The 24,310-nt window shown below is 59.4% G+C and carries 19 protein-coding genes; 7 read left to right on the forward strand and 12 right to left on the reverse strand.

The window, feature by feature from the left end:
* Positions 1-156 precede the first annotated feature (156 nt).
* On the forward strand, positions 157-1,404 hold the full coding sequence (locus ACYQ54_RS14235) for a cell wall hydrolase (RefSeq protein ID WP_460083355.1): 1,248 nt from the start codon (positions 157-159) through the stop codon (positions 1,402-1,404).
* 370 nt (positions 1,405-1,774) lie between these two features.
* On the forward strand, positions 1,775-2,614 hold the full coding sequence (locus tag ACYQ54_RS14240) for a hypothetical protein (protein WP_460083357.1): 840 nt from the start codon (positions 1,775-1,777) through the stop codon (positions 2,612-2,614).
* A gap of 193 nt (positions 2,615-2,807) precedes the next feature.
* On the opposite strand, the gene ACYQ54_RS14245 is transcribed toward ACYQ54_RS14240, so the two are convergent.
* The 5 genes from ACYQ54_RS14245 to dctP all read right to left on the reverse strand — a co-directional run bounded on the left by ACYQ54_RS14245 (position 2,808) and on the right by dctP (position 8,612).
* A complete protein-coding gene (locus tag ACYQ54_RS14245; protein WP_460083359.1) occupies positions 2,808-4,328 on the reverse strand; it encodes a malonate--CoA ligase in 1,521 nt (506 codons plus the stop codon).
* A 92-nt stretch (positions 4,329-4,420) separates the two neighbouring features.
* Positions 4,421-5,686 carry a malonyl-CoA decarboxylase gene (locus ACYQ54_RS14250; protein ID WP_460083361.1) on the reverse strand — a complete coding sequence of 422 codons (1,266 nt, stop codon included), beginning with the start codon at positions 5,684-5,686 and terminating at the stop codon, positions 4,421-4,423.
* On the reverse strand, positions 5,686-7,002 hold the full coding sequence (locus tag ACYQ54_RS14255; protein WP_460083363.1) for a TRAP transporter large permease: 1,317 nt from the start codon (positions 7,000-7,002) through the stop codon (positions 5,686-5,688). Before ACYQ54_RS14255 ends, ACYQ54_RS14250 begins: the two co-directional genes overlap by 1 nt.
* Positions 7,002-7,550 carry a TRAP transporter small permease gene (locus ACYQ54_RS14260; RefSeq protein ID WP_460083365.1) on the reverse strand — a complete coding sequence of 183 codons (549 nt, stop codon included), beginning with the start codon at positions 7,548-7,550 and terminating at the stop codon, positions 7,002-7,004. The genes ACYQ54_RS14255 and ACYQ54_RS14260 overlap by 1 nt, the downstream gene beginning before the upstream one ends.
* A 75-nt stretch (positions 7,551-7,625) precedes the next feature.
* On the reverse strand, positions 7,626-8,612 hold the full coding sequence (gene dctP, locus ACYQ54_RS14265) for a TRAP transporter substrate-binding protein DctP (protein WP_460083367.1): 987 nt from the start codon (positions 8,610-8,612) through the stop codon (positions 7,626-7,628).
* Positions 8,613-8,745: 133 nt separating this feature from the next.
* Here dctP and ACYQ54_RS14270 point away from each other — a divergent pair, with 133 nt between their 5' ends.
* Positions 8,746-9,402 (forward strand): GntR family transcriptional regulator, encoded by a 657-nt coding sequence (locus ACYQ54_RS14270; RefSeq protein ID WP_460083369.1) that lies wholly within the window; start codon positions 8,746-8,748, stop codon positions 9,400-9,402.
* Positions 9,403-9,467: 65 nt separating this feature from the next.
* Here the strand turns inward: ACYQ54_RS14270 and ACYQ54_RS14275 are convergent, their stop codons facing one another.
* A complete protein-coding gene (locus ACYQ54_RS14275) occupies positions 9,468-10,532 on the reverse strand; it encodes a GlxA family transcriptional regulator (protein ID WP_460083371.1) in 1,065 nt (354 codons plus the stop codon).
* 304 nt (positions 10,533-10,836) lie between these two features.
* Here ACYQ54_RS14275 and ACYQ54_RS14280 point away from each other — a divergent pair, with 304 nt between their 5' ends.
* Positions 10,837-11,430: a HupE/UreJ family protein gene (locus ACYQ54_RS14280; protein WP_460083373.1), complete on the forward strand. Its 594-nt coding sequence runs from the start codon at positions 10,837-10,839 to the stop codon at positions 11,428-11,430.
* Positions 11,431-11,639: 209 nt separating this feature from the next.
* Here the strand turns inward: ACYQ54_RS14280 and nadC are convergent, their stop codons facing one another.
* The 3 genes from nadC to nadA all read right to left on the reverse strand — a co-directional run bounded on the left by nadC (position 11,640) and on the right by nadA (position 15,299).
* Positions 11,640-12,503 carry a carboxylating nicotinate-nucleotide diphosphorylase gene (nadC, locus tag ACYQ54_RS14285; protein ID WP_460083375.1) on the reverse strand — a complete coding sequence of 288 codons (864 nt, stop codon included), beginning with the start codon at positions 12,501-12,503 and terminating at the stop codon, positions 11,640-11,642.
* Positions 12,504-12,515: 12 nt separating this feature from the next.
* On the reverse strand, positions 12,516-14,117 hold the full coding sequence (locus ACYQ54_RS14290; protein ID WP_460083376.1) for an L-aspartate oxidase: 1,602 nt from the start codon (positions 14,115-14,117) through the stop codon (positions 12,516-12,518).
* Positions 14,118-14,216: 99 nt separating this feature from the next.
* Complete coding sequence (gene nadA, locus ACYQ54_RS14295) at positions 14,217-15,299, reverse strand: quinolinate synthase NadA (protein ID WP_460083378.1); 1,083 nt, start codon at positions 15,297-15,299, stop codon at positions 14,217-14,219.
* 38 nt (positions 15,300-15,337) lie between these two features.
* On the opposite strand from nadA, the gene ACYQ54_RS14300 reads away from it, so the two are divergent.
* Entirely contained in the window at positions 15,338-15,682 is a 345-nt protein-coding gene (locus ACYQ54_RS14300) for a hypothetical protein (RefSeq protein ID WP_460083380.1), read from the forward strand.
* Between the two features lie 81 nt (positions 15,683-15,763).
* Complete coding sequence (locus ACYQ54_RS14305) at positions 15,764-16,999, forward strand: MFS transporter (RefSeq protein ID WP_460083382.1); 1,236 nt, start codon at positions 15,764-15,766, stop codon at positions 16,997-16,999.
* Positions 17,000-17,140: 141 nt separating this feature from the next.
* Here the strand turns inward: ACYQ54_RS14305 and glyS are convergent, their stop codons facing one another.
* Positions 17,141-19,228 carry a glycine--tRNA ligase subunit beta gene (gene glyS, locus ACYQ54_RS14310; RefSeq protein WP_460083384.1) on the reverse strand — a complete coding sequence of 696 codons (2,088 nt, stop codon included), beginning with the start codon at positions 19,226-19,228 and terminating at the stop codon, positions 17,141-17,143.
* A 367-nt stretch (positions 19,229-19,595) separates the two neighbouring features.
* On the opposite strand from glyS, the gene ACYQ54_RS14315 reads away from it, so the two are divergent.
* Positions 19,596-21,026, forward strand: a complete 1,431-nt coding sequence (locus ACYQ54_RS14315; RefSeq protein ID WP_460083386.1) for a putative bifunctional diguanylate cyclase/phosphodiesterase — start codon at positions 19,596-19,598, stop codon at positions 21,024-21,026.
* Between the two features lie 11 nt (positions 21,027-21,037).
* On the opposite strand, the gene gltS is transcribed toward ACYQ54_RS14315, so the two are convergent.
* Entirely contained in the window at positions 21,038-22,258 is a 1,221-nt protein-coding gene (gltS, locus tag ACYQ54_RS14320) for a sodium/glutamate symporter (RefSeq protein WP_460083388.1), read from the reverse strand.
* A gap of 97 nt (positions 22,259-22,355) precedes the next feature.
* A complete protein-coding gene (locus ACYQ54_RS14325; RefSeq protein ID WP_460083390.1) occupies positions 22,356-24,302 on the reverse strand; it encodes a DUF2207 domain-containing protein in 1,947 nt (648 codons plus the stop codon).
* Between the last annotated feature and the right edge of the window lie 8 nt (positions 24,303-24,310).

The following is a 24,310-nucleotide window of genomic DNA, read 5'->3' on the forward strand; positions in this document are numbered from 1 at the left end:
GCGAAAACTTCCTCGAATTTCCGCGAATTCCAGTCTTATTAACGCTCTTTCAAGGTTAAGCAGACATCTTCAATTCCAGCGTCGTTGTTTACACAGCGTTCACGCTGTTCGTCCGCGTTTTCGGGACGATGTGTAACGAGTTGGAGTTGGCTGCGTATGTCTGGCCTTAAGTCCCGCAACGGAAAGCGGTTTTCTTCTAAAGTGACACAAGATATCGGCCCGGTCCGTGCGCGCATGCGCCGGCTCAAATACATCCTTGTTGCCTGTCCGCTGATCTGGCTCGGCATCGGCGGATCGGTTGGAAACCAGGACATCTTCGCGCTCGTCAATGCCCGCAAGGAAGAATCGCCTCGCTGGATGATGTACCTTGAGCCTGCGAATTTCACGACCAAGATTGCGCCGAAGCTGGCGCTCGGTACGACACCGGTGCCAGACCACCTGTCTTCGCCGATCCTGACGCTCACCTCTGCCGATGACGGCTTCGAAGCGAGACCACTCGTCGGTTTTGAAGATGTGGCCAGAAGCGCCCGACCGACCAAGATTCCCGACACAATCCTGACCAACAGCTCCGCCAAGAGCGATCGACTGATCACAATGGCGCCGGACCGGCAGATGGTCGACAGGGCCGCCGGCAATCTCTACGCCATGTCCAGTCTGATCTCGACGGAGAAGAAACACGAGGACCTGCCCCGTGTTGCCTTCGTCAAAGCGCAACCGCTCAACTCTCAGGAAACCAGCATGCTGGCCAACGCCGGCAAGGAAGGGTTCCCGGAAGGCGGACCACTGGACCTTCAAAAGGTGATGATGGCGCGCAACGCTGCAGCCGCCAGCTTCTCGCTTGTCTCCGCCTATGCGCCTGAAAGCGTCAAGGAAACCAAGGAACCGTTCGATGCGCTTTTCGGCGCTGCGATGTATGAGCAGGAACTGCCGCCGCCGGAAGACCCGGAAAATCCGCACTGGTGGGCGCAGAAACCGCTGCCGCTCTCCGTTGGAGACAAGAAAGAGCAGCGCTGCCTTGCCGAGGCCATCTATTTCGAAGCTCGCGGTGAAAGCGAAGACGGCCAGGTGGCTGTGGCCCAGGTCGTGCTGAACCGCGTCAAGAATCCGGCCTACCCTGACAGCATCTGCGGCGTCGTTTACCAGAACCGCCACAAGCGCAACCGCTGCCAGTTCTCCTTCGCCTGCGATGGTATCAAGGACCGTATTTCCAGCCCGGCGTCCTGGGCAACGGCGCAAAAGCTGGCAAGGCAAGTCACAGACGGCAAGCGCTATTCCAAGATGGTTGACGCCTCGACCCACTATCACGCGACATACGTCAATCCGCGATGGGCGAAGTCCATGGCCAAGCGCGGCCAGGTTGGCCTGCACATCTTCTACAAGACCTACGCCGGCGGCTGGAACTGATCCAGCCGTCAGGCCTCTGCCAAAACGGCCAGGCATGAAGGGATCTCGCGTGATTGCGGTTTCCCCGAGGTGCGACCTCCTCCCAACAGAAATTGTTGAAACGAATTTGGGCACCGCTTTTTAAGTGCGTTGCTGGCTGACCGCGGAAATCAAGCCGCGGCATTGTGCTGTCGCCAGATATGTTTTTGCTCTCCCCATCAGTTTCCAGTTGGCGCCCGTTGGTTTCAATCTGCAGTTTCCGATGTTTCCGCACCGAAAGCTATTTCACCGCCCCTCTTGAATTCACTCACGAAATCAATGATCTGCTCAACCAGGAGGTTTGTCCTTTCGCGTTCAAACCAGTCTCAAACCACGCCATAAGGAACAGATCTTGTCCGGTTCATCCGCCCTTACCTTGAAAAAAGACCGCAACGATCACATCGTTCAGCTTTCCATTTATGGTGACGTTCTGACCATCCGCATCGGCTGTGGCACCACATCCTTTTTCGTGGTCAAGCTGAACGATACCCCCGACTATCTGCGCGAGTTTTCGAACCACATTGAAGGCAATCTGCGCAAATTCGGATACTCCGAATGCAACGCCCCTGAAGGGCTGACTGACGGCAGCATCGGCAATCTCATCTGGACCAACAAAATTCCAGACGATCCGTCATTCACGAGCGTTTCGAATGACATTACCCGCGTTTACGGCAGCGAACGCCCCTGGCTCATTCTTCATTTCGCAGAGGGCCTCAGCATCGACGATGATTTTGATTTCGGCACGTTCGGCCGGGCCTGTGGTGCTGCCGGCCTGATCATCGAGGGGCCGGTGACCACTCAGGGGATACTCTTTTCCACTGGTGACGATGGTCCTGTCTGCGTCCGCGTGAACGGCGACGTCACCGCCAGGTCTCTGATCAACACCAACACCTTGATGCAAATCGATGGCACGCTCAGTGTCATGCAGACCGTGCTTGGAAAAAGCAGTGACGGGGAACTCTACATTCATGGCGCTGTGTCGGCGGAAGCACTGATCGGCGATGATCAGGTCATCTCTGCCGAACGCTATGACTGTCACCGCTTTTGCCGTGATCGTTCGCCTGATATTTCCTGGCTCGATCCCGACGTCGCTGTTCTTTATGACGGCATTCCGGATTTTCCAGATGGAGACAAGATCTGGGACCGCATCTTGAATGGCCGAAGCGTTCTGTCAGCCCCGGATGCAAGCTAGCACGACGCCCTGACAGGGCTTCCTTGTGAAAGGGGCTTTGTCACGGGGAAAGAAAACGGGCGGGTGAACGGCAGGGCGAAAGCCCTTGCCGATCACCAGCCAGTTGCCAAGATCGTCCGGCAAGGGATTTCCCGGGCGAAGACAAAGCTCGACACTCTGTTGGACGGGTCAAAAACGCTCGTTTGACCTGAAGTCAGTTTGTCGCTTCAAAAGTGCCTTTGAACTGCTCCCTCAGAACGTTCTTCTGGACCTTGCCCATGGTGTTGCGCGGCAGACTGTCGACCAAAACGAGCTTTCGCGGATGCTTGAAACGGGCCAGAGATGTTCCGGCGACCGCCAGGATCGCGTCCAGATCCGGTTTTTCCTTGCTGTCCGGAACCACAAGTCCGAGGACCGTTTCACCGAAGTCCGAATGCGGCACGCCGATGACCGCGCTTTCCCGCACACCCGGCTGAGCATCCAGGATCAGCTCGATTTCCTTCGGATAGATGTTGTAGCCACCTGAAATGATCAGGTCCTTGTTGCGCCCGACGATATGAACATATCCGTCCGCATCGATCATCCCGAGATCACCCGTGATGAAGAAGCCGTCCTGGCGCAATTCCGCCGCCGTCTTCTCAGGCATCTGCCAGTATCCCTTGAACACGTTGGGGCCGCGCACCTCGATCTGGCCAACCGTTTCCGGTGGAAGGGTGTCGCCCGTCGCAGGATCGGTGATCTTCAATTCCACACCCGGCAGCGGGAAGCCGACAGTTCCCGCGCGGCGCTCGCCCTGGTAGGGGTTGGAGGTGTTCATGTTGGTTTCGGTCATGCCGTAGCGTTCCAGGATCCGGTGTCCGGTGCGTTCCTCGAACTGGCGATGCGTTTCGGCAAGAAGCGGTGCGCTTCCGGAAATGAACAGCCGCATGCCTTTTGTCAGCTCTGCCGTGAACCGTTCGTCCTGAAGAAGGCGCGTATAGAAGGTCGGCACGCCCATCATGGAAGTCGCCTTCGGCATGAGCGCGATCATGGCGTCCAGATCGAATTTCGGCAGGAACAGGATCGCACCGCCAGCCACGAGCGAAACGTTGGTTGCAACGAACAGACCGTGCGTGTGGAAGATCGGCAGGGCATGCAGCAACACATCCTTGTCGGTGAACTGCCAGAGATCCGCCAGGGTCTGGGCATTCGACAGCAGGTTCGCGTGCGTCAGCATCGCGCCCTTGGACCGTCCGGTGGTGCCGGAGGTGTAAAGGAAAGCCGCCAGATCGTCCGGCGCCCGCTCCACCGTTGCGAATTCCGACGGTTTGGCTTTTGCCTGATCCGTCAGCGAACCGGTTCCGTCCGCGTTGAGGGTTTCGAGACGGGCACCAAGGTTCGAGGCAACGGGATCCAGCAAGGTCTTGCTGGCACCGGCGCAGACCACGGTTTTCGCACCGCTGTTTTCGATAAAATAGCTGAGTTCGTCGACCGTATAGGCTGTGTTCAGCGGAAGAAAGACAATGCCGGTCTGGGCGCAAGCCGCATAGAGTGCCAGAGCCGTGGCGGACTTTTCGACCTGAGCTGCCAGGCGATCACCAGCCACCATGCCATTGTCGGTCAGCACGTGGGCAATCTGCGCCGCGTTCTGCAGGAACTCCGCGTGTGTCAGGATGGAGCCGTCCTGAAAGATCAGAAATGGGGTGGTCTTGCCGGCGTGCTTTCCGAACAGTTGGTCGTAGAGTGGGTTTGTCATCTATGGGGCTCCAGGATCAGCAGGCGTTCGATCTAACCTTCCAAGGCCAAAAAGCTGATCGATTCTATAATGTTAGGGCTTTTTAGCCGCATTCAGTTCAACGCGGAAAGCTCTAAAGTGAACGCGTTTTCTCCAGCAGTGCTGAGCGATTTGATTTCAGAGGACGCGGCAATCGTCCGGGACGAGGCGAACCTTTCATGGTTCTGTGTCACCCTTTCCAGGTCATAGAGGTAGTTGACCATCACACCGGCAGACTGCTTCAGGCCCTTGTCCGAAAGATCCGCCCCGGCATGCACCTGGTGCACCAGCGCGCCGTTGCCCAGATGGAAGCGGGCGACGGGGTCGAGCGGCAGGCCATCCTTGCGCTTTGCGGTCATCAGATAACGGGCTGCCAGCTTGCGAAGGGTGTCGTCGTCGGCCCCGGTGTGGTCGATGCCCTCTGCCTCGAGCCAGCGGACCAGCCCAGGGATCGGCGACAAGGTAACAAACGTCTTGAGCTTGGGCAGTTCCAGCGACAGATCCGCGGCAACCTGCTTGATGAGCGAGTTGCCGAAGGAAATGCCGGCAAGGCCCGCCTGACAGTTGGAAATTGAATAGAATACCGCGGTATCCGCGGTATCGGCATCGATCTGGTTTCTGTTTTCTGCCAGAAGGCCCTGGATAGAGCCCGGTATTCCCTTCGTCAGGGCCACTTCGACGAAGATAAGCGGCTCGTCCGGCATGGCCGGGTGAAGGAACGCGAAGCAGCGTCTGTCGACCGGTTCCAGCCGCCTGCGCAGATCGCTCCAGCTGTCGATCGCATGAACGGCTTCATAGGCAATGATCTTTTCCAGAAGCTGGGCCGGGCTTTCCCAATTGATCGGCCGCAGCACCAGGAACCCGCGATTGAACCAGCTGGCGAACAGATGCCGGAAGTCCAGATCGAGCGCCTGAAGGGCATCATCCCCCTTGCTGAGGCGTAACAGATCTTCGCGCATGCCAACCAGAAGCCGGGTTGCGTCCGGAACCTGGTTGAGCCGCCGGATCAGTTCCTGCCGGGGTGGTTCGACAGCTTCCATGAACTCCCGGTAGCTCGCCTTCGACTGGCCTTTCTCGTAATGCTCCAGCGCGGAACGGACTGCTGGAGCCGACACGGCAAGACCTTCGGCGAGATGGAGGAAGAAGGCGCGCTTTTCCTCATCATCCAGAGCACCGTACCGGCTGAGTATCTGCCGGGCAAGATTTTGCCCGGAGACCTCTCCCGTTGCACCGATCAGATCGGCGACGAGCGCTTCGAGCGGACGGTCATCCGCCTTGTCTGTCCATTTGGACAGATATTTTCGCTCGAAAACGGTCGTCAGCAGGTCGGCCAGAAACATCACCGCGCTTCTCCCATCACCACATCCGGCAGCCAGGTGGCAAGTTCCGGGAACAGACAGAGGATGACGATCGCCAGGAACATGCAGGCCACGAATGGCAGGGACCCGGTGAGGATCGTCTTCAAGGAAATGTCAGGAGCGATGCCGTTGATCACGTAAAGGTTCAGCCCGACCGGAGGTGAAATCAGCCCGATTTCCATGTTGATCGTCAGCACGACGGCAAACCAGATCGGGTCGAAACCTGCGGTCGTGATGATCGGCAGCAGGATCGGCGCTGCCATCAGGATCACGGCGACGGGCGGCAGAAAGAAGCCGGCAATCAGCAGGAACACGTTGATTGCGGCCATCAGGATCCAGCGGTTGACCGCCAGGGTCCCGATCCATTCGGCAATCGCCTGGGTGATGAACAGCGACGACAGCATGTAGGAGAAGACGCCGGCTGCGGCGATGATGAAAAGGATCATCACGCTTTCCCGAGTGCTGTCACGCAAGACGGTCCAGAGCAGCTTGGGGCTCCAGAGCCGGTAGATGATGACCGCGATCAGCAGGCAGAGCAGAGCGCCAACTGCCGCTGTTTCCGACGGGGTCGCGATGCCGCCGTACATTGCATAGAGCACGCCGAGGATGATGATCATGAACGGCAGCACGCGCGGCAGGATCTCGAACTTTTCCGCCCAGCTGTAGTTGCCTGCACTAAGCACGCTGGCATTGCCGCTGCGCCAGGTCGAATAGAGCGACCAGGCCATGAATAGCCCCATCAGCATCAGGCCGGGAATGACGCCGGCCAGGAACAAGCGGCCGATCGAGGTTTCCGTCGAAATGCCGTAGACAATCATGGTGACCGACGGCGGAATCAGGATGCCGAGCGTTCCGCCAGCGGCGATGGAACCGGCGGCAACGCCATCCGGATAACCGCGCTTGCGCATTTCCGGAATGCCCATCTTGCCGATGGCGGCACACGTGGCCGGTGACGACCCGGACATGGCGGCGAAAAGGGCACAGGCACCGAGATTGGAAACGACAAGCCCACCGGGAACCCGCGTCAGCCAGCGTTCCAGCGCTTCGTAGAGATCCGCCCCTGCCCGCGTCGAGGCGATGGAAGCGCCCATGATGATGAACATGGGGATCGACAGAAGCGCGAAATTATCAAGTTTGCCGAACAGGATTTCCGGCATCAGTTCCAGCGACCGGAAGCCGTCGAAGGCCAGCAGGAAACCGGCGGACACGATCAGAAGACCGATCGCGACGGAAATGCCGGAGAAGAGGACAAGGATAGTGGCGACAGCCACCAGTGCACCGAGCAGCAACGGATCCATTAATTGTCCTCCAGACCGAAGGGTTTGTCGATACCAGTGAGAACCGCGAACAGGTCAGCGGTGAGCTGCAGCAACAGCAACCCGAAACCGACAGGGAGCGACAGATAAGGGATCCAGAGCCTGACGCCCCAGACCGTGTCGGAGGTCCAGCCCTTCGACCAGGCTATGTGCCAGAATTCGAAGCCGTAATAGAACATCATCGCCATGACCAGAATGGAGACTGACAGCGTGATGCAGGCCAGCACGAAGCGGGCACGCGGCGCCAGCCACAGGGGAAACAGGTCGACATTGACGTGTCCCCGAAGCCGCTGCACGTAAGGCAGTCCGACAAGGGTTGCGGCAATGGCAAGGTAGATGACCGTTTCTGTCTGCCAGACAGTGGATGCATTGAGCACCAGACGCACGAAGATCATCTGACAGGTGATCACGACCGCGAAAACGATCATCGTTGCCGAACACCAGCCGGCCACGGTCGAGATCGCGGCGACGAAGCGCAAGAAGGGATTGCGGCCGGCATGCGCAACCGCTGCCGTACTGTGGCCCGCCATGGGTCACTCCTTGAAATGAGGTCCTTTGGAACTGGTTCCAGGGCGGCCTCCCGGCCGCCCTGGAAGTTCAGGCGCTTATTCTACGTCGAATGCCAGATCGAGAAGCTGCTGACCGTTGGGGGTCTCTTCCACGAAAGCCTTGTAGGAGGTTTCCTTGGCAAGGGTCCGCCAGGCTTCGAAATCCGCCGCGGTCATTTCCGCAATCTCGACACCGTTGTCACGGAAGACTTCTGCAGAAACTGCGTCTTCCTTCTTGGCTTCTTCGAGATAGAAAGCCTGCGCCTTTTCGGAGGCAGCCAGCAGAGCTTTCTGCTGATCTTCCGTCAGGCTGTCGAACTTGGCCTTGTTCATCAGGAGAGGCTGGTACATGAACCAGAGCGCGTAGTCGCCAGCCGGGGTGTAGCAGGAAACCTGCTCATAGATGCGGTAGCTGACGAAGGACGAGGACGAGGTGTTGACCGCGTCCAGAACGCCGGATTGCATGGCGTTGTAAACTTCGGAAGATGCCATGGACGCAATCGAGGCCCCGGCGCCTGCAAGCATCTGCTCGAACGCCTTGCCGGCCGCGCGGGTCTGAAGGCCCGGCATGTCTTCCGGCTTTGTGATGCACTTGTCCTTGGCCGCAAAGCCACCGGCCAGATAGCCGTGGACAAGCACCATCACGTCATCCTCTGCCATGATTTCCTCAATGGCATCCATGAAGGGGCTTTCGTTCATCCGGGCGGCATGGTCATGGTTCTTCACCAGACCCGGCATCAGGGTCAGGTTATAGGCAGGCTGCTGGCCACCGGCATAGCTGAGTGGCAGAACAGTCATGTCCAGCAGGCCACGGCTCAGCGGCTTGTATTGCTCGCGGGCCTTCAGAAGCGACTGGGACGGGAAAATCTTGATGTCGAGATCGACACCGGCCGCCGCCACGTCGTCAGCCACCATCTGAGCCACCTTGTGGCGAACGTCGCCGGTGGACCACTGGTGTGACAGGCGCAGCTCCTCGGCATTGGCGGTGAGCGCGCTGGCGAAAAGCGTTACGGCAGCGACCGACGCTGTGAATTTGATGTTCATTCTTTCCTCCCTGATGGTTCCGAACGGGAACCGGAGATGGATCTTACCCTCAGGTGATGTTTTTTTGTCAAGGTTTTTTGTATACAAGATCGAAAATATTGCGCGCAAAAATGTCCTATGCTAAATGCCAACAATGGAAAGAAAACGATCCGACCGCATCGCGGATGCGCTTGAAGGGCTGATTTTCGACGGCACATTCGCCGATGGCGACAGGCTGGACGAGGTTCAGCTTGCGAGTCGTTTTTCCGTTTCCAGAACCCCGATCCGGGAAGCTCTGCACAGGCTTTCCCAATCCGGCCTTGTCGTTCAGATCCCTCGCCGCGGCGTCTTCGTCCGCCAGCCCGGTCCGGTGGAACTGATTGAAATGTTTGAAGTCATGGCTGAGTTGGAAGCCGTAAGCGCCCGCCTGGCTGCGGCGCGCATTTCCGAAACAGCGCTTGCCGACCTGCACGCTGCGAACGAGCGTTGCAAGCATGCGGTCGAGGCCCAGGACACCGATGGCTACTATCTGGAAAACGAGCAGTTTCACGCCATCATCTACCGCCAGTCGGGCAACCGGTTTCTGGAACAGGAGTGCCTGCGCCTGCAGCGGCGTCTGCAGCCTTTCCGCAGGGTGCAGTTGCGTGTGCGCGGGCGCATGAAACAATCCATGGCAGAACATGAAGACGTCGTGGCCGCCATTGAAGCGGCCGACGGCGAACGAGCGGCAGCGGCCATTCGCCGGCACGTCTCCGTGCAGGGTGAGAAGTTCCACCACCTGATGGCAAGCCTGAAGCCCGCCGCCGAGTAATTACCCCGCCTTAGACACCCCGCGACGATTGCCGGATCGAACGACGATACCGGTGATTGCTTCCGCTAGAACTCGAAAACCCGGCCATGCTGCTGACGGTCCGCGGCAGGACTTGTGCCAAGGGCTGACCGGTAGCGCTTCGAAAAATGGGACGCGCTGGCAAACCCGCAAGCCATTGCGATGTCGATCATGCGCATGGACGTGCGGCAGACAAGCTGGCGGGCGATATCCAGGCGAACCTTGGCATAGTATTCCTGTGGGCTGCAATTCAGGTATTTCTGGAACTCCCGCTGCAATTGCCGGGGACTGACGTCCAGTTTCTGCGCAATTTCCTGCAAGGAAAGCGGTTCGACAACATTCTCCGTCATCAGGGAGATACTGCTGCGCACCCGTTGCGAAACGGATTCCAGATCATCACGCATGTGCTTGTGCTGCCGCTCGTTGCCGCTGCGCCAGTCGTGATGCAAGGCGATTTCAGCAACGTCAGCAGCTACCGCCCCACCGTGAACCTGGGCAACAAAGCCGATCATGAGATCCAGCGCGGAGGTTCCGCCCGCGCAGGTCATGTACTTGCCATCTGTCTGAATGAGGCTGTCCACCAGTCTGGCATCCGGGAACCGTTCCTTGAAGAAATCGGCATATTCCCAGTGGATCGTGCAATTCCTGTTGTCGAGCAGACCGAAGTCGGCCAGCACATAGGCACCGGTGCAGATACCCGCGATCCGGCTGGACCGGTTCGCCAGTTTCCGGATCGCAACCTTCTGGGCCAGTGACAGGGAAATACGCTCCACGTCGTCACTGCTGCAGACCGCCAGAAGGTCCGGACGTTCGACGTCTCCAATGGCGCAATCGGCCCGTATGATACTGCCGTTGCTGGCAACGGCGTCGCTGCCATCCAGACTGCAGCAGCGATAAGTAAAGGCCTTTCGCTTCAGAACCTTGTTCGCAATTCGCAAGGGCTCGATCGCCGAGGCGAAGGAGAGCAGAGAGAAATTCCTCATAAGCAGAAAGCAGATTTCGACGGTCCGGGAGGCAAGCCCCTCTCCGCCATTTCGCGGATCGGTCCGGTCGGGCAACGGGGACGACGTCTGCCCGCGCGTTGCCTGTGGTTCGTCCAATCTACCGTTCACCGGAACCCTGCCTCCATCCTTGTCATCGGCTCGGCCGTATCCTGAGGACCTTCAGCCAGAAATTTAACACTCTACAAATCCGGTCCGTATCCGAAAACCGGACTAGAATGTCGCAGTTCTTCCCCGCTCGTCGCCGGTCGTCCCATGGTTGCTCCCGGCGCGACCTCGCGCAGGCATCGAGATCGTGGCTGGCAATACGGTTTACAGGGTCCCAGAATCACAGATAGTACGAGGTGTCTTGACCCAATCATGAACGGTGCGACCCATCCCGGGGCACCGGAGTGACCAACCGAAGGATCATTTCATGTTCTACCGCCTCGGCCTTGCCGCCGCGTTCGGCCTGTTGACCGCCTCTCCTGCCCTTGCCCATCTGGATCCGTCCGAGCACGGGTCTTTTGCTGCCGGCTTTTCCCATCCGCTGTTCGGCACCGATCACGTGCTGGCGATGATCGCTGTCGGCCTGTGGGCTGCCCTTCTTGGCGGACGGGCAGTCTGGGCGCTGCCAACTGCTTTCGTCGGCTCTATGATTATCGGATTTCTGGTGTCGCTTGCAGGCGTGCCGCTCCCTTACGTCGAACCCTTCATACTGACGTCCGTCGTGGTTCTGGGTGTCCTCGTCGCGCTGGCCCTGCGTTTGCCACTCGGTGTGTGCGCCGCGCTGGTGGGCGTGTTCGGCATCTGCCACGGCCACGCCCATGGCGGTGAAATCGGCTCGGCGGGAGAACTTGCCTATGCCGGCGGCTTTGTGCTGGCGACCGCGCTTCTGCATGCGGCCGGTCTTCTGATCGGCTACGGCGCCAATGTGGCCACACGCAACGATCCAGCCTGGGCGCCGCGGATTATCCGCAGCCTCGGTGTACTGACGGCTCTTGGCGGGCTTTATCTCGCTGCGGGCTGATTGTTATCGGCTGATTGAGCTACGGCCCTGCCTGCCTTCACAACTCCACCTCATCCTGAGGAGGACAGCCAGGTTCGTCTCGAAGGATGGGCAACTATTCCGAAGTGTGCCGCCCATCCTTCGAGACAGCGCTGCGCGCTTCCTCAGGATGAGGTTGGGTTGCAGGCCCAGACAGCGCCCAAATTTGAGCTGTAGAAAGTAAAAAGATCTCAGCCGATCTCGATATCAAGACCCAGATCCAGGACCGGAGCCGAATGGGTGATCCAGCCTGAGGAGATCAGATCTACCCCGGCTTCGGCAACGGCCTTGACAGTGTCGAGTTCGATGCCCCCGGAAGCTTCCAGCAACACCTTGCCTCCGGCAATTGCGACAGCCTGTTTCAGTACGTCGGGCGGCATGTTGTCGAGCATGACCACATCTGGTCCGGCCGCGAGTGCTTCCTGCAATTGCTCGAGCGTATCGACTTCCACCTCGATCTTCACCAGATGGCCGGCGAACACCTTGGCGGATTCGATGGCCTGGGTCACGCCGCCTGCGACCGCGATGTGGTTGTCCTTGATCAGGATCGCATCATCGAGGCCGAACCTGTGGTTGGAACCGCCACCGCATTTGACCGCATATTTCTCGAATGCACGCAGACCCGGCGTTGTCTTGCGGGTGCAGACAATGTCGGCCTTTGTGTGGGCAATCAGATCGGCGAATTGGGATGTAGCCGTCGCAACGCCGGACAGATGCCCCAGAAAATTCAGCGCGACCCGTTCGGCAGCCAGTAGTGCGCGCGCCGGTCCTTCGATCCGGGCGACTACGGCCTTCGGAGACAACCGGTCACCATCGGTCAGAACGGCCTCGAACTGCAGCCCTGCATCCGTCTGGCGGAATGCGCTTTCGGCGAAGGCAAGCCCGGCCAGTACGCCCGGTTTGCGCGCGGCAATCACGGCGGAGGCTTTTGCTTCCGGTGGCAGTGTTGCCTGGCTGGTGACGTCGCCTGCCCGGCCCCAATCCTCCAGAAGGGCTGCCTTGACGGCTTCATCCACCATCAGGCGTGGCAGCTCGGGCAAATATCTGCGGGTCATGCGTCCCTCCGGTCAGGCAGTTTCCAGGGCCTCGGCGGTGATGGCCTCGACTTCCTTCAATGTGGTGTAGGAGCGGGTTGCCTTGTCAGGGTTTTCCTGCGGGAAGTCCTTGCGGAAATGCCCACCACGGCTTTCTTCGCGCTTCAGCGCTGCCGCTGTGATGATCCGTCCGGCAACCATCATGTTGAGGATCGACTGGCGCACACAATTCTGTTCCACCCTTGCGATATCGGCCAGGGCTGTCTTGAGCCCGGCGGCATCGCGCAGCACACCGACATTGCGCGCCAGCGTCCTGCGCAGAACCGTTATCGCTTCCCGCTCCTCGGCGTTACGCTGGCTCGGCAGACCGGGAGCATCGTCCATCTCATTCCAGTAGGCGCTGCGCGGCGTGGGCATCAGGCCCTGGATATCTTCGGCAATGCGCGCGGCAAACACGACCGCTTCCAGCAGAGAATTGGAAGCAAGACGGTTGGCGCCATGGGCTCCGGACGATGCGACCTCACCCGCGGCCCAGAGGCCGTCGAGAGACGTCCGGCCGTTGGCATCGGTCAAGACACCACCCATGTGGTAATGTTCTGCGGGCGCTACCGGCAGCAGATCCTTCGCCGGGTCCAGGCCGGCTGCGGATGCTGCCGCGAAGACAGTCGGAAAATCTTCCTTGAACCTGTCGCCGATCGCCGTCCGGCAATCGAGGAATGCCCCCCGCCCCTCCGAGATTTCCTTGTGGATTGCCCGGGCAACGATGTCGCGCGGGGCCAGCTCCAGGTCCGGATGAACGCCTTCCATGAAGCGCTCGCCAGCCTTGTTGAGGAGGGTCGCGCCTTCACCGCGCAGGGCTTCGGTCGCAAGCGGTGCCGGATCCTTGCCGAGATCAAGCGCGGTCGGGTGAAACTGCACGAATTCAGCGTCGGCAATCACGGCACCGGCACGGGCTGCCATGGCAAGGCCGTGGCCGTTGGCTTCGTGCGGGTTGGTCGTCAGCTCATAAAGGTGGCCGATGCCACCGGAGGCAAGCACCACGGCCTTGGCGGGGAAGATCAGCCGTTCGAGACCGCCGCGCCGGCGAGCCAGGACACCGGTGACATACCGCCCTTCGCCAATGAAGCTTTCGCCGATATAGCCTTCCAGAATGCGGATCGAAGGCGTCTTGCGCACGGCCGCGATCAGGGCATCCATGATCGCCCGGCCGGCCATATCGCCGCGCACCCGCACGACCCGGCTCTGGGAATGGGCAGCTTCGCGCGAAAACTTCAGCCGACCTTCGAGATCCTGATCGAACGGAACACCGTAGGACAACAGATCATGCACCCGGGCACTGCCTTCGCGTGTCATCTGTTCGACGATCTTTTCCTCGCAGATACCGCAGCCTGCCACCAGCGTATCGTCCCGGTGCTTTTCAACCGAATCCTGCTCGGAGATCGCAGCGGCAATGCCGCCCTGCGCCCAGGCGGAGGACGCCCCCTGCCCGATCGGTGCGTTGGTGATGACCGTGACCGGCCGCGGGCTGAGTTTCAGCGCGCAGAAGAGGCCTGCCAGACCTCCCCCCAGAATGACGACATCATCCACATCCTTGCCTACATAGGCAGGTGCAAAATCCTCAACCGACACGGCCATGGGAAACTTCCTGGAACAGATGGGGCACCAGCCCCAAAGAAACTCCCGGGCCGGAGGGCCCGGAAGCAATCGCTTAGATGCGGTTTAGACCGAAGCCGGTCAGATTTTCAAGTTGATCATCCGCTCGACCGCGGTGCGGGCCCTGTCGGCCACTGCCGGGTCGACGACCACTTCCTCTTTCATCTCCAGAAGAGAGTCCAGGATCTTGGTCAGCGTGATCCGCTTCATGTGCGGGCACAGGTTGCACGGGCGGATGTAGTCGACACCCGGTGTTTCGCTGGCAACGTTGTCCGCCATGGAGCATTCGGTGATCATCATCACCTTCTCCGGACGTTTGGTCTTGACCCAGTCGATCATGTGCGCAGTGGACCCGGCGAAATCGGCTTCTGCGACCACTTCGGGCGGGCACTCCGGATGAGCAATGATCTTCACGTTCGGCTCGATCTTGCGATAGTCGCGCAGCTCCTCGGCGGTGAAGCGTTCATGCACTTCGCAGGCGCCGTCCCATACCAGAACCTCGACATCGGTCTTGTTGCCGACATTCGCGGCCAGATACTTGTCCGGGATCAGGAACACCTTGTCGACGCCGAAGCTTTCCACCACCTGCAGCGCATTGGATGAGGTGCAACAGATATCGCATTCCGCCTTCACATCAGCCGACGTGTTCACGTAGGTGATGATCGGGATGCCAGGGTTGCGCTCGCGCAGGGCCCGCACATCCGCACCGGTGATGGATTCGGCCAGCGAGCAGCCTGCACGCATATCCGGGATCAGCACGGTCTTTTCCGGGCTCAGGATCTTCGAGGTTTCAGCCATGAAGTGCACGCCGCACTGGACGATGACTTCCGCATCGGTGCGGGTCGCCTCGATGGCCAGTTGCAGGCTGTCGCCAACGATGTCGGCAACACCATGGTAGATATCCGGCGTCATGTAGTTGTGAGCCAGAATGACCGCGTTTCGCTGCTTCTTCAGCTTGTTGATCGCATGAATGGTCGGCGCCAGAGCAGGCCATTCGATGGCCGGGATGATATGCTTGACCTTGTCGTAGATCGGCGCGGTCGCCTCGGCAACTTCCGGCGTGTAACGCAGGTCCGGGCGTTCCAGCTTGCCGAAACGCTCCAGTGCCGTCAGTCCGGCGGCAATCGGTGCTCCAACCGGTGCTTTGGTCTGGGCAATGGTCATGGCGACCTCCCTATAGTGCGCGGCGCGAGGGGTGATATGTGCCGCTATTTATTTATACTCAACTTGAGCATATTGGAGACAAAAGAAAACGGGCTGTGATGCCCATGCTTTTGCTCTTTCGGAGTTTATATAGTCATCGGCAAATCGAAAATCTACAAAAATCGGAAAAAATCTGGCCTGAAGTCCGATTTGCCTTTGTTTTCCTGACCTTAAGGCGCAACTTTTCCATCCTCGAAAAGCCGGCTAACAATTATCTCCTTCGAAAACGAGACGCAAACGGTAAAACCAGCCAAGCTCCAGCAACGCCTGTTGCTGCTTTCGTATCGCCCAAGGCAGATCACGCTGGCATGATCGAAATTTTACCGTTCCATTCGCAACGCTGATCAATCCATCAAAAATACGCGTTTTGCTTGTGATCGATTTCAGACTATTCATATCGTAATATCACGATGAGAGACCCCTCAATGACAACAGCTTCTTCTCCCGGCCGGGTTGGCCCCAATATCCCGCTGGTGATTTCCTGCGGCTGTTTGATTGCCCTCATTTCCTTCGGCCCGCGTTCCGCCATGGGCCTTTTCTTCCAGCCAATGACAGAAGCTCGGGACTGGAGCCGTGAGATCTTCGCGCTGGCGCTGGCGATCCAGAACCTGATGTGGGGCATCGGCCAGCCAATTGCCGGCATGATGGCCGACCGGTTCGGAACCTGGAAGACCATGACGCTCGGTGCCGCGCTCTACTGCACCGGCCTGTTGTTGATGATCGACGCGGAAAGCACTGTCGCACTGCATATTTCCGCCGGCGTGCTCATCGGGCTCGGTATTGCCTGTTCGTCCTTTTCCCTGGTTCTGGCCGCCTTCGGCCGCGCGGTCTCGCCTTCGCAGAGAACGCTCGCCTTCGGCATCGGCACGGCCTCCGGCTCGCTCGGCCAGTTCCTGTTCGCGCCGCTTGGCGGCACGCTGATCGCCAGCATCGGCTGGCAACAGACGCTTATCGTCTTTGCCGGTCTTGTCGCCCTCGTGCCGCTTCTGGCCATTGCGCTCCGCGGCAAGTCGGAAATGCCGAAAAACAGCAATCCGGCGAACGACCAGAAGCTGACCTCAGCCATTTCCGAAGCCTTCGGGACGCGCGGATTTATTCTTCTGACCTTCGGCTTTTTCGTATGCGGCTTTCACGTCGCCTTCATCACGGTGCACCTGCCGCCCTATATCGCCGACCTTGGCCTTGATCCGGCCTGGGGTGCCACAGCCATCGCGCTCATAGGCCTGTGCAATATCGCCGGCTCGCTGCTGTCAGGCTACATTTCCGGCCGCTATTCCAAGCCGATCTTCCTCTCGCTGATCTACCTTGGCCGCTCTTTCGCGATATTCGCCTTCATCATGCTGCCGGTCACGCCTGCCTCGTTGCTCGTGTTCTCCGGTGTGATGGGTCTCCTGTGGCTGTCGACCGTTCCGCCGACATCCGGCCTTGTCGCCGTCATGTTCGGACCGCGCTACATGGCGACCTTGTTCGGCTTCGTCTTCCTGTCCCACCAGATCGGCTCATTCCTGGGCGTGTGGCTGGGCGGCAAGATCTATGATGAAACAGGTTCGTACGACGCCATCTGGTGGCTGGGCATCGCCCTCGGCATCTTCGCCGCCATCGTGCATTGGCCGATCCAGGAAAAACCCGTCGACCGGCTGGCCGCTGTACCTGCCGAGTAAGGGGTGGAATTTTCGAGCTGAACCGAAGCTGGATATGTCGGGAAGGCAACTCTTCCCCAGGCTCAGTCCCGGACTGAGCCCCAGAACTGAAAAAGGCGGACCTGATCAGGGCCCGCCTTTTTGTTTTCAGGTCTGGTCGGTTTATCCGGCGACCTTCGAGAAATCGGCCACGACGTGGGTCGCATCCCGGATTTCGGAGAGGAGCTGCAGACGGTTCATGCGCAGCGTGGCATCTTCGGCATTGACCAGAATGTCATCGAAGAAACGATCGACCGGAGCGCGCAGTTTCGACAGGGCTTCCATCGCTCCTTCGAAATTTTCGCTCACAACGGCGTCTGCCGCTTCGGCACGGGCTACATCGATGGCAGCGGCCAGATCGATTTCGGCCTGCTCCTGGAAGTGGTCCGCATGCGGCTTGCCGGAAACAGGGGTGCCGTCCTTCTTTTCTTCTGCCTTCAGAATGTTGACCGCGCGCTTGTACCCGGCCAGCAGGTTGGTGCCATCGTCGGAGGAAACGAACTTGCCGAGGGCTTCGACACGGCGGACCACCATCAGCAAGTCGTCCTGACCTTCCAGCGCAAAGACGGCATCGATCAGGTCATGACGCGCGCCTTCGTCCTTCAGATGGACTTTCAGGCGGTCGGCAAAGAAGGACAGCAGATCGGCCACGAGAGTCGCAGGGTCGGCCGGTTTCACGCCTTGCAGGTCCAGGGCGGACCGCAGAACGTCGCCAAGCCTGATCCTGAGGTTGTTCTCCAGAATAATCCGGATCACGCCCAGGGCCGCGCGGCGCAGCGCATAGGGGTCCTTGGAGCCGGTCGGCTTTTCGTCGATGGCCCAGAAGCCCGCAAGCAGATCCAGCTTTTCGGCAAGCGCGACGGCAACGGCGACCGGGTCGGTCGGCACGTTGTCGCTCGGCCCCTGCGGCTTGTAATGCTCCTCGATGGCGGTTGCCACCGATGCATCCTCGCCCTGGGCTGCCGCGTAATAGCGACCCATCAGGCCCTGCAGTTCCGGGAATTCGAAAACCATGTTGGAGACGAGGTCGGCCTTGGCAAGTTCCGCGGCGCGTTTGGCCTTCGTCTCGTCCGCTCCGGAAATCGGGGCAAGTTCTGCCGAAAGCGCAATCAGGCGTTTCACCCGCTCGCCGACACTGCCGAGTTTTTCATGGAATTTGACTTCGTCCAGCTTGGGCAGATTGTCCGACAGCTTCGACTTAAGATCCGTTTCCCAGAAGAAGCGGGCATCGGAAAGGCGGGCACGGATAACCTTCTCGTTTCCGGCAACGATCAGCTTGCCGCCGTCGTCGGCGACGATGTTGGAAATCAGCACAAACTTGTTGGCAAGACGTCCCGTGGCCGGGTTCTTCAAGACGAAGCACTTCTGGTTGACCTTGATAGTCAACTGAATGCACTCGTCCGGAATCGTCAGGAAGTCTTCATCGAAACTTCCCGTCAGAACCACCGGCCATTCCACCAGCCCTGCAACTTCTTCAAGAAGACCCGGATCCTCGACCAGATCGAGGCCGAGCGCCAGCGCACTATCCTTGGCGTCGTTCTGGATAATGTCCTTGCGGCGGTCCGCGTCGAGCACGACCTTGTGCTTTTCCAGCGCCGGCGCGTAGTCGTCGAACCGGCGAACGTCGAAAGCCTCGTTCGCCAGGAAGCGGTGGCCGCGCGTGGTCTTGCCGGCCTTTATGCCATCGAACTCGAACGGTACCACATCCGGCTCTTCCGTTTCCGGACCAAAGCTGGCCACGATGGAGTGCAGCGGCCGCACCCAGCGGGTGGTCGCGGCGCCCCAGCGCATGGTTATCGGCCAGGGGAAGTTGCGCAGGATGCCCGGCATGAATTCAGCGATCACATCGATCGCCGAACGGCCCGGCTTCTCGATCACGGCAACGTAGAAATCACCCTTCTTCGGGTCTGTCTGAACGATTGCCTGGTCGATCGAGGTCAGGCCTGCACCGCGCAGGAAACCATCCAGCGCCTTTTCGGGGGCTCCGACGCGCGGGCCCTTCCGCTCTTCGCGCGTGGCGGCGGAACCGGCGGGAACGCCGGCAACATGCAGTGCCAGACGCCGAGGCGTCGCGAAGGCCTTTGCCCCTTCATACGGCAAACCGGCATCCACCAGGGCATTGGTCACAAGAGATTTCAGATCTTCGGCCGCCTTGCGTTGCATGCGGGCCGGAATTTCTTCGCTGAACAGCTCAAGCAGAAGATCGGGCATGGATATCTGGACCTTTGGTCTGGTGGCATAACACCGGAAACGGTTTGCGCCGTCCGTTACCAAGACAATGATGACTTGTCACCCCCTTTCACGGCGGCGCTCACCGCCTCGCCCGATCATTTTGACGGCACTCTGTCCGCTTTGTTTCATTCTTCTTCAATGATTGCATGTGAAACTCCGCGACTTGTTAGCAGTTGCATGTATTGGGACTGACCTTGTGGTGAACCGGGAAGTTGCAGACAACAGATATTTGACTCGATCTATAGTTGCGTTACTTGCGATAGTTCTTGTCATTTTTACTGGGGTTAAGGTCCTTCCAGTACTTTTTCCCGCTTATCAGCTCCACCAATCGCAAATGACGTTCGACGTGATCACCAGCCTTCTGCTGGGCATCGCCATCTTCAGCCTGGGATACGGCGCATGGGCGACACGGCGGCTGCGCAAGGAGCTTAAGGCAAGGTCCTCGGCTCATAGCGAAGCCCTGGCCCTTGCCCAGCACGATCCGCTGACCGGACTTCCCAACCGCCGCCGCCTGCTGGAAGCCTTTGCCGATCTCACACGCGAGGTCAAACCGGACTGTTTCCGCGCGGTGATGATGCTCGATCTCGACGGATTCAAACCGATCAACGATGTCTATGGCCACGCATTCGGCGACAATCTCTTGCGTAGCTTCGCCGACCGGCTGGCGGAAACCCTGGGTAATGAAGGCATAGTCGCCCGTCTCGGCGGTGACGAATTTGCCATCGTGTCCCCTGTTTTCAAGGACAAGTCAGATGCAGCAGGTTTCGCCCGGCGCCTCTTGACCCGGATCAACGACCGTTTCGAATTTGGTGACCGGCAGATTTCCATCGGCACCGGCATCGGCATCGCCCTTTACCCCCACGACGGCCATGCAGTCACCGAACTGCTGCGCCGGGCCGACATCGCTCTTTACCGGGCCAAGTCCTCCGGCCGCTCGACCTATCGGTTCTTCGAGGTCGACATGGATGCCTCGATCCTGCATCGGACCCTACTGGAACAGCGCCTGCGCCGTGCGATTTCGGAACACGAGGTCAAGGCTTACTACCAGCCCATCCTGGACATGGATTCCGGCCGCATTGCCGGCTTCGAGGCACTGGCGCGCTGGACCGACGCAGACTTCGGCAAGGTGCCGCCGCTGCAGTTCATCCCGATTGCGGAAGATTGCGGCATCATCTCCGAGCTGACCCAGCACCTGCTGGAGGACGCCTGCAAGGTCGCCGCCACCTGGCCTGACACGCTCTACCTGTCGTTCAACCTCTCGCCTGTGCAGCTGCAGGATCCCGCCTTGCCGGCCCAGGTGTGTTCCATCTTGAAGAAATACGATTTCCCGCCCAGCCGGCTGGTCCTTGAAATCACCGAGACGTCACTGGTGAAAAACCCGGAATCGGCCAAACGCATCCTCACCGAACTGACGGATGCGGGCATCGCCATTGCTCTTGACGATTTCGGTGCGGGCCATTCCAGCCTCAGCTATCTGCGCGACTTCCCGATCAAGAAGGTCAAGATCGACAAGTCCTTCACCGAGCGCATGTTGGAAGACAAGCAGTGCGCGGCCATCGTCGAAGCCATTCTGGTGCTGTCCAAGGGTCTCGACATCGACGCCGTTGCCGAAGGGATCGAGGAAAGCGCCGTTCATGACGCGCTCAACTCCAATGGCTGTCACTACGGCCAGGGATTCCTCTATGCGGCCGCTGTTACATCGGACGAAGCCTTCAGCCTGCTGGAATCTCAGGTCGACGGGCGTTTCCCCTTCAGCCAGAAAACAGACGCTGCCTGAAACGTCAGCCTTCACCCTCCGAGAAACAGGAGGATGATGACCGCATTGGCAAGATCCACGAAAAACGCCGAGACAAGTGGCAGGATCAGGAACGCCTGGGTTGCCGGGCCGAAATGTTTGGTTACTGCGGTCATGTTGGCAATGGCGGTCGGCGTAGCCCCCAGCGCAAATCCAGCGAATCCCGCGCCGAGCACCGCTGCATTGTAATCCCTTCCCATCAGAGGATAGAGCACCAGGATGATGAAGGCGGCAGCAACGACGACCTGCGTGAAAAGGATCAGCAGCATCGGTCCTGCCAGCCCTGCGATTGTCCAGAGCTGCAGGCTCATGAGTGACATCGTCAGAAAGATGCCGAGAGCAAGGTCGGACAATACCGCCAGGGATTTGGACCGGGCCGGCCAGGTCATCTTCCGAAAGACCACCGGCACGGAATTGGACAGCACGATGCCGCAGAAGAGACAGCAGACAAACACCGGAAGATCGAGACCGATCCCCACACTCAAGGCTTCCTGAAGCGCGACGCCGAGGCCAATTGCGATGTTGAGGACCAGCAGCGCGCGCATCAAGCCTGTGTGGGTCACGCTTGTGTCCGGTGCCCGCTCCAGTTCCAGGCCGATCATCGGGGCTTCTTTCGGGCGGTTCGGATCGGGCTTGCCACCTCGTCGTTCGATCAGAAACTTGCCGACAGGCCCGCCAAGAAGACTGGCCGCAATCAAGCCGAGCGTTGCCGTTGCAGCACCTATCTCAACGGCGCCTTCAACACCGTAGTCAGCCGCGAGCTTCGGTCCCCACGCAATCGCCGTGCCGTGGCCACCAACCAGTGAAATGGTGCCACCCAGCAGGCCGAAACCTGCGGGCAGTCCCAGAACTGCCGCGATACTCGTGCCGACGGTATTCTGAAGCATCATGTAAAAGACGGTAAGCACCAGCAGGATCAACAGCGGCCTGCCGCCTTTGGCCAGATCCGCGAACCTGGCGTTCAGGCCGATGGCGGTGAAGAAGCAGTACAGCAGGTAATCGCGCGACTGGAGCGAAAACGCGATTTCCGTCCCCATGGCCAGATAGATCGCAAGTGACAGCAGCGCCACCAGCAGACCACCGGAAACAGGTTCTGGAATGTTGAACCTGTTCAGGAACGAGACCTTCTTGTTCAGCCGCACACCGAGAAAATAGACTAGGATGGCAAGATTGAAGCTGACAAATTCCGTTAGCGTGATCGTTTCGCCGGTCATCTGCACCCCTGCCCGTGTCTGACGCTTCCACTATGCCGTTTGGAGGCTCTTGCGCAAGGTGAGGCCTTCCGGTCGCTGGCCAGCTACCAACCACCAACTACCAGCCGCCGCCGCCACCTCCACCGCCGCCGCCGCCGGAAAAGCCGCCCGACGAGCCTGACGATCCGGAGCTGGATGATTTTGGTGCGGGAAGCGAGGACTGGAAAGACCCTGCCATGGAACTTGCTGTCCGGCCCAGGCTGTCGGACACATGACGGGCATCGAAGTGGCTGCCGGAATACCAGCCCGGATGATAGCTGGCGGCCGCGGCAACCCCTGCCGCTGTCGTGAGCCAGGCTTCGAAGGCCTTCGCCCAGGGCTTTTCGACCCCAAGCGCAACGGCATAGGGCAGCAGTTCCTCGAAATGAACCGTGCTCATGTCCGGAACCTCAGCCATGTTGAGCCGTTCCTTTTCGGCCACGCTCAGGTACATCCGCAATCCCTCGATCTCGTCGAGAGCCTGCCGGCCGGCCGCTGTCGGGGCGCCGATCAGGAAAAAGAACAGGATGTTGAGAGCGACCAGAGCAACCGCGATGAACGGTAGAACAGGCAGGGAATCCACCCCGCCATTCACATGGTAGGCACCGAAGGCAGCTCCCGACATGGCCAGACCGAACACGACAAAAATCAGCCCCATGCGCAGCTTCATGTTGGAGAAGCGGAAAATGGCTTTGCCGAGATTGACGGAGATAACGCTCGCAAAGACGGAAAAGACCAGAAAAACGATGACGAAGCCTTCCTGGCCGGGCTGCAGTCCGCCGAAGGCAAGAAGCGCAACAATGGTGATCAGGCTCAGAATGAATCCGGGAATGAGATAGCGCCTGTTGGTCCTGAAAAAGAGGTTGCGGCTTTCCCGTTCGATGGCCGCACGGAACTTTCGGCCCAGTGCCTGGATCGATGTGCCATTGGCCTTGTTCAGTGTCAGCGGGCTGCCCCGCCCGCTCAGCCAGTCCTCCAGCGCCGCTTCGCCTTTCGGCAGTCCGAAACCCGGAATCTGCTCTTCCCGGCCCGTCCGGTTCAGCACCAGGGTGGTATCACCATCCTCTTCCTCAAGGCGCAAACGTTTCTTGACCGCCAGATTGAGACAGGCTGCCGACAGAGCCACCCAGCCACCATCGCCGAAACCACGGTTGACGATGTATTTGGCGAGAGCCGGCGAAATGTTCGTGGGCGGAGTGAACCTTGGAAAGACGACGCCTTCGGCAGGGTCCCGGCCGACCATCGACCAGGCGGTGAAATAGTAGATCACAACCAGCAGCAGACCTGCCCCGCCGATCAGCTCCGACCTGTAGTCGCTGAGGAAATATTCGATCCGCTCGGATTCCGATGGCGGCGCAATTGCCCCTTTCGGCAGGCTGACGTTGACTGACAGACCCTCATAGGGGCGCAGGACCGCCGTGGTTCGAAAAACCACCTCCTCGCCACCTTGGGCACTGCGTGCCTCAAAGGCCTTGCCGGTCTCTCCATAGCCGCCGGTATAGGCCGTCCATTCGCTGGCTTTCACGCCTTCCGGCAATACGACCCGTGCGACAGCTTCATCTACGGGAAAGATCCATTCGTTGCCGGTCACATTCCAGTAGACCTCGTCGTGATCCTCAAAGAAGCGGACCTGCCGGTCGGTTTCATAGGTGAAGGTGTAGGTGTAATTGCCTGGCGACAGGAACGTATTTTCCTCACCGACATAGATCCGGACACCCTGGCCGTTGGCGTTGGTGTGATGTGGGGCAGGCACACCGTCCTGCAGCACCGAGAGCAGTTTGAAGCCGGCCTTGTAGATACGTCCGTTCGCCCCCTCCACCGCAAGCGGGATGTCGCGGAAAATGCCACGCCTGATCTGATCGCCTTCCGCACGCACCGTGATCGTTTCCGTCACCGTCAACGTGCCATCACTCGCCACGTCGATATCGGACACGAACTTCAAAATGCGCTCTTCAGCCTGGGCTCCGAGACTTGCGGCCAGCAGAACGAAGGCGGCGAAAATGCCGGCAGCTATCCGGTTCAACATTGCAAGCA

The sequence above is a fragment of the Roseibium sp. LAB1 genome (assembly GCF_054658235.1).